Source organism: Mesorhizobium sp. M2A.F.Ca.ET.037.01.1.1, assembly GCF_003998075.1.
Lineage (GTDB): Bacteria > Pseudomonadota > Alphaproteobacteria > Rhizobiales > Rhizobiaceae > Mesorhizobium.
In genome coordinates, this window is the sequence record NZ_RZSA01000394.1 from 1 (window position 1) to 5601 (window position 5601).

Consider the following 5601-nt stretch of genomic DNA (forward strand, 5'->3'; position numbering starts at 1 on the left):
CATGGTGCAGCTCGGCGCCGAGGAGGACTACGAATATTTCAACACCGAGTTCCACAGCAGGCTCTATCGCGGCGCCCACAACACGCATATCCACGATCTGACGGTGGCGACCCGCAGCCGGCTGGCGCCGTTCCGGCGCGCGCAATTCATGCTGCCGGGCCGGCTGGCCAAGTCCTGGCAGGAGCATGATGTGATCGTCACCGCGATCATGCGCGGTGACGCGGCAGCGGCGGGCAAGGCGGCCCGGGATCATGTCTCGATCGTCAGCGAGGCGAGCGCGGTGTTCGCGACCGTCGATCCGGCGGAATCGAGGCTCAGCCGATCCGCGCGTCGATGATCTCGACCGGACAGGCGCTGGTGGTCGACGGCGGCGAGAGCATCGGCTGATCTGGTCCAGCAAAGCGGACTTGCGCCAGCGGCGATGATCGGTCAAATCATAAGCTCACTTTGACAGGATCAGTCATGCAAGCTGCAAAACAGCAATACCGCGCCAGGCATTTTGTTGCCTGCGGTATTTCGTTTGCGCGCGCGGGATACCACTGATCATGCGCTGCTGCCGCCACGAGAACCTGCAGCGCGCGGAGGAGACGAAGGTCGGCTCGCATGTCGTTCGCGACGGCTGGACCGAAGGGGTGCAAGGCGCGTTGCACCCGGCCCTTCGGCCGGCCATCAGGCGGGCGTCCGTCCTCGGATAACGCAGCTTAGATAACGCCCTACCGGAACGGACATGCCCGCCGAAGCGATCTCTCCTTCGTACGGACATGACCAATGCCTGACAATCTGAACACCACATTCCCCGGCGCGGACACGCAAAGCTGGCTGAAGACGCACGCGATCAACGAAGTCGAATGCTTCGTGCCCGACGTCAACGGCGTGTTGCGCGGCAAGACCTTGCCGGTAGCCAAGTTCCTCAAGTCGCTCGACGACCGCGCGCTCTATCTGCCGAGCAGCGCGTTCCTGGTGGCGATCGACGGCCGCTATTCCGGATCCATCGACGAGGGCTTTGCCTATTCCGATCCGGACATGCGCATGGTGCCGGACATTTCGAGCCTGTGCCTTGCGCCCGGCAGCGCCGGCCGAGCCTATGTTTTTGCCGACACGTTCCACATGGACGACCGGCCGTGGATGGCTTCGCCGCGCCATGTGCTGAAAGCCGTGCTCGGGCTTTATGAACAGCGCGGCTGGCGCGCGGTGGTGGCGCCGGAGCTCGAGTTCTACCTCACGGCGCCAAATCCCGACCCGGATCGTCCGATCACGGCGCCGGTCGGGCGCAACGGCCGGCCGGAAAGCGTGCAGCATCCCTACGACATGCAGGCGATGGAGGAGTTCGAAGCGGTGACGCGGCGGCTCTATGAACATGCCGCCGTCGTGGGCTTGCCGGTGGAAACGCTGATCCATGAATCCGGCACGGCGCAGCTCGAGATCAATCTGCTGCATGGCGATCCGCTGACGCTCGCCGACCAGGTGCTTCTGTTCAAGCGCTTGGCGCGGCAGATCGCTCAGGCGAACGGCATGCACGCTACCTTCATGGCCAAGCCGATCGCCGCGCAAGCCGGCAGCGCCATGCATCTGCACATGTCGATCGTTGACCGGAAGGGCGAGCCCCTGTTTGCCGGCGAAGACGGCGAGGACAGCGCGATGTTCGCGCATTTCATCGGCGGCTTGCAGAAATACATCCCCGAAATCATGCCGCTGTTCGCGCCGCATGCGAATTCCTACCGCCGCATCCGCCCCGGCCATAGCGCTCCGGCCAACGTCGAGTGGTCGCATGACAACCGCTCCTGCGGCCTGCGCGTGCCGCTGGGCGGCCGCGCCGCGCGCCGCATCGAGAACCGTCTGCCTGGCGCCGACGCCAATCCTTATCTAGCGATGGCCGGCTCGCTGATCGCCGGCTATCTCGGCATTGAGGAGAAGCTTGCGCGCTCGGAGGAGGCCTTCGGCAATGCCTATAAAAGCAAGAGCACGCTGCCGAAGACGATGGAGGAAGCGCTCGATCGTTTCGCCGCCTGCGAGCCCGTGCGGGCGCTGCTCGGCGAGGATTTCTTCCAGACCTATCTGCGCGTGAAGAGCGTCGAGCTAGACCTGTTCCAGAGCGTCGTGACGTCCTGGGAACGCGACCACCTGCTGCTCAAGGTGTGACCATGGCTTCGCATTCGACAGGTTTCAATTCCGGTCTCGATATCGGCAAATCCTATTATGTCGCCACGGCCAATCCGGCGCCCGACCATCCGGCACTTGCCGGCGATGTCGAGGCCGATCTGGTGGTGGTGGGCGGCGGCTGCACCGGCCTTTCGGCGGCGCTGCATGCGGCCGAACGCGGCCTGAAGGTGGTGCTGCTCGAGGGCGGCAAGATCGGCTGGGGCGCCTCGGGCCGCAATGGCGGCCAGATGATCCCCGGCCTGCGCAAGGGCGCCAGGGGCCTGGTCAAGTCCTTTGGGCCGGAACGGGCCAAGGCGCTGTTCGACCTGGCCTTCGAGGCGCGCGGGCTGGTGCTCGACATCATCGAGCGCCACGGCATCGCATGCGATTTGCGCCTCACCGGCCACCTGGTCGGCGCGGTCAGCGCTTCGGATGTGCGCGACTTCGAGGAAGAGGCCGAATGCCTCGCCAGGGTGATGGGGTTCACCGATGTCGAGATCCTGTCGGCGGCCGAGGCGCGGCAGATGGTCGACACGCCCTATCAGGGCGCGGTCTATGAAAGGCTCGGCGGACACATGCATCCGCTCAACTACACGCTGGGGCTTACGCACGCCGCGGTTGGCGCCGGCGTCGTCATCCATGAGAACTCGGTTGCCGCCCGGCTGGAGCGGGAGCCGTCCATCCGGGTGTTCACCGACAAGGGCTCGGTCCGCGCCAGACATGTGGTGCTGGCCGGCGATGCGCTGCTCAAGGGACTGGAGCCGCGCGTCAACAGCCGCATCATGCCGGTCGGCAACTACATGGTCGCCACCGAGCCGTTGGGCGAGCGCAATGTCATCCCGGCCAATGTCGCGGTCTCGGACACGCTGTTCGTCGTCAACTACTACCGCATGTCGGCGGACGGCCGCCTGCTGTTCGGCGGCGGCGAGCACTACACGCCGTCGCCGCCGGCTGACATTGCCGGCTTCGTGCGGCCGCATATAGAAAAGACCTTTCCGCAGCTCAAGGGCTGCGGCATCGACCACGCCTGGGGCGGGCTGGTGTCGGTGACGACGTCGCGCCTGCCGCATGTCGGGCATTATGGCGAGCTCTATTTCGCGCATGGCTATTCCGGCAAAGGCGTCATTCTGTCGACGCTGTCGGGCAAGCTCCTGGCGGAAGCGATCACGGGCGATGCCTCGCGGCTCGACCTGTTCTCGATGCTGACGCCGCTGCCGTTTCCCGGAGGCACGGCGCTGCGCGGCCCGCTCTATGTGCTTGGCATGTTGTGGTATGCGATGCGCGATCGGCTGCGTCACTGACGCTGGTTTACTTTCCCTGGCGTAGCTAATGTCTCTGCGACGGGAAGGAAATCCCGAGAAGGAAAAGCGGATGAACATCGAGCCGGGCCGACTGACGAAGAAGGAGCGCCATGAGCTGATCCTGTCGGAGGTCCGGCGCTCCGCCTCGATCCGCATCTCGAAGCTTGCGCGCCGCATCGGCGTGGCCGGCGAGACCATCCGCCGAGATCTCATCGAGCTCGGCGAAGCGGGATTGCTCAACCGCACCTATGGCGGCGCCACCATTTCGCTGGCGACGTCTGAGCCGGTGATCGCCGAACGCGGCCTCACGCTGGTCGAGGAGCGGGCTCGCCTCGGGCGTGGTGCGGCCGGACTGGTCGAGAAGGGCTCCATCGTGATGATTGATGGCGGATCGACCACCTACGAGGTGGCGCGCAGCCTCTCGCAGCACGGCCGGGACCTGACGATCATCACCAACTCCATCGGCGTCGCCTCGGTGGCCGGCGCCAATCCCGGCTTCCGGGTCATCCTTTGCCCAGGCACCTATGACAGCCGCGAAGCCGCGGTGCTTGGCGAGGACACGGTCGAATTCGTGCGGCGCTACAATGCCGACGTCGCCATCATCGGCGCCTCGGCGCTGAATGCCGAGGGGCCGAGCGACATGATCTCGGGCGCGGCGGCGGTGAAGCGGGCGATGATGAGGCGGTCATTGTCGACGATGCTGGTCGTCACCAACGACAAGTTCGGCCGCAGCGGCCTGGAGCGCGTCTGCGCGCTGAGCGAGATCTCGGACATCGTCACCGACAGCGAGCCGTCAGCGGAACTGCGCGCCGCGATCGACGAAGCAGGCGGCGAACTGCACGTCTTTGCCGAAGGTTAGGGCTGTACCGGCTAGTTGCTTTGTTGTTGCGCAATTCCGGACGGAAAACCGCTGCGCACTTTTCCTGGAATTGCTTCAGGCGTCGCGGTTGGTCAATGCGATGTGGCAGCAGCCGGAGCCGTGGCCCGGCGTCCAGGTGACATTGGCGAAACGCACGCCGGTCGCCTCGAACAGGCCGCGGTCGAAGGCGCCGGCGATGCGGCAGAGCGTGGCGAGTTTCTCTTCGCCGACGCCGGCCTCGACCCAGGCGTCCTTCAGCGGGCAGCGCTTGACCTTGAAAGCGATGTGGCCAGGCCCGCTCTCGATGTCGGTCGGATACATGCGCCCACCATCCGGACTGACGGCGAGGAACGCCTCGCCGATCGCCGGCGCGTCGTTTGGACCGAAGCCGGCGAAGGCCGCCGCCGCGACTTCCCGGCCGCGCTTCTCGATGCTGCGGATCATCACCGCCTCGGCCTGCTCGGCGCCGAGCTCGGCGGTCAGTTCGTCGAGGAAGAGGCGGTAGAGGTCGGCGCGGTTGCGGAAGGCGGAATCGAGCTCGCGCGACAGTTTCTCGGCTCTGGCTGCTTCGGGATCGGTCATCGTGCGTCCTGATCTTGTTGTTTGACCATGATCTTGTCCGCAAATCGGTTGCCACTTTGCGGGATCATGGCCGGTTCCTGTTCAATCTCGGTGCCGCCTCGACAAGGGCCTTGCCGACCGGCGATTGCGGGTCGGCGATGACGGCGCGGGCATCGCCGCTCTCGGCGATCCGGCCGGCATCGAGAATGATGACGCGATGCGCCACGGCGCGGATGACGCCGAGGTCATGCGAAATGAACAGATAGGCGATCCGTTCCTGCCTTTGCAGGTCGAGCAGCAATTCCAGGATCTGTCCTCGCACCGAGACGTCGAGGGCAGAGACGGCCTCGTCGAGCACGATCAGCGACGGCCGTGTGGCGATGGCGCGGGCGATCGCGACGCGCTGTCGCTGGCCGCCGGAAATCTCGTGGATGGCGCGCGCGGCGAGGCCGGTATCGAGGCCGACGCGCTCCAAAAGCGCTGCGATGCGGCGCGGGCGCTGGGCATGCGGGGCGATGTTGTGGATGCGCAACGGATCGTCCAGCACGCGCGCCACGGTGGCGCGGGGATTGAAGGCGGCGAGCGGATCCTGGAACACCATCTGCAGGCGTGCACGGCGGGCGCGCAAAGCGGCGCCCGACAGAGCGAGGAAGTCGCTTCCCTCAAATTCGATGCGGCCGGTATCGGGCTCGATCAGCCGCAGCACCAGCCGTGCGATGGTGGATTTGCCGCTGCCGGACG

At 65.8% G+C, this 5601-nt stretch carries 6 protein-coding genes; 4 read left to right on the forward strand and 2 right to left on the reverse strand.

All coding sequences use genetic code 11. The features are described 5' to 3' along the window. The 4 genes from EOA27_RS19525 to EOA27_RS19540 form a co-directional block, all read left to right on the forward strand. The coding region (locus EOA27_RS19525) for an FCD domain-containing protein (protein ID WP_127256918.1) at positions 1-337 on the forward strand (337 nt) is incomplete at its 5' end. 431 nt (positions 338-768) lie between these two features. Further along, on the forward strand, positions 769-2139 hold the full coding sequence (locus EOA27_RS19530) for a glutamine synthetase family protein (RefSeq protein WP_126081115.1): 1371 nt from the start codon (positions 769-771) through the stop codon (positions 2137-2139). 2 nt (positions 2140-2141) lie between these two features. Continuing rightward, entirely contained in the window at positions 2142-3440 is a 1299-nt protein-coding gene (locus tag EOA27_RS19535; protein WP_126081116.1) for an FAD-binding oxidoreductase, read from the forward strand. A gap of 70 nt (positions 3441-3510) precedes the next feature. Further along, entirely contained in the window at positions 3511-4299 is a 789-nt protein-coding gene (locus EOA27_RS19540) for a DeoR/GlpR family DNA-binding transcription regulator (RefSeq protein ID WP_245466925.1), read from the forward strand. Positions 4300-4374: 75 nt separating this feature from the next. Here EOA27_RS19540 and EOA27_RS19545 read toward each other — a convergent pair whose 3' ends face one another. Beyond that, positions 4375-4881: an L-2-amino-thiazoline-4-carboxylic acid hydrolase gene (locus EOA27_RS19545; protein ID WP_126081117.1), complete on the reverse strand. Its 507-nt coding sequence runs from the start codon at positions 4879-4881 to the stop codon at positions 4375-4377. Positions 4882-4945: 64 nt separating this feature from the next. Beyond that, positions 4946-5601, reverse strand: a 656-nt coding sequence (locus EOA27_RS19550) for an ATP-binding cassette domain-containing protein (RefSeq protein ID WP_145970426.1), incomplete at its 5' end; no start/stop codon positions are given.

Excerpts from the sequence above, each read along its gene's own strand:
- EOA27_RS19530 (WP_126081115.1), top strand. The coding sequence starts at position 769 with ATGCCTGACAATCTGAACACCACATTCCCCGGCGCGGACACGCAAAGC.
- EOA27_RS19535 (WP_126081116.1), top strand. The coding sequence starts at position 2,142 with ATGGCTTCGCATTCGACAGGTTTCAATTCCGGTCTCGATATCGGCAAA.
- EOA27_RS19540 (WP_245466925.1), top strand. The coding sequence starts at position 3,511 with ATGAACATCGAGCCGGGCCGACTGACGAAGAAGGAGCGCCATGAGCTG.
- EOA27_RS19545 (WP_126081117.1), bottom strand. The coding sequence starts at position 4,881 with ATGACCGATCCCGAAGCAGCCAGAGCCGAGAAACTGTCGCGCGAGCTC.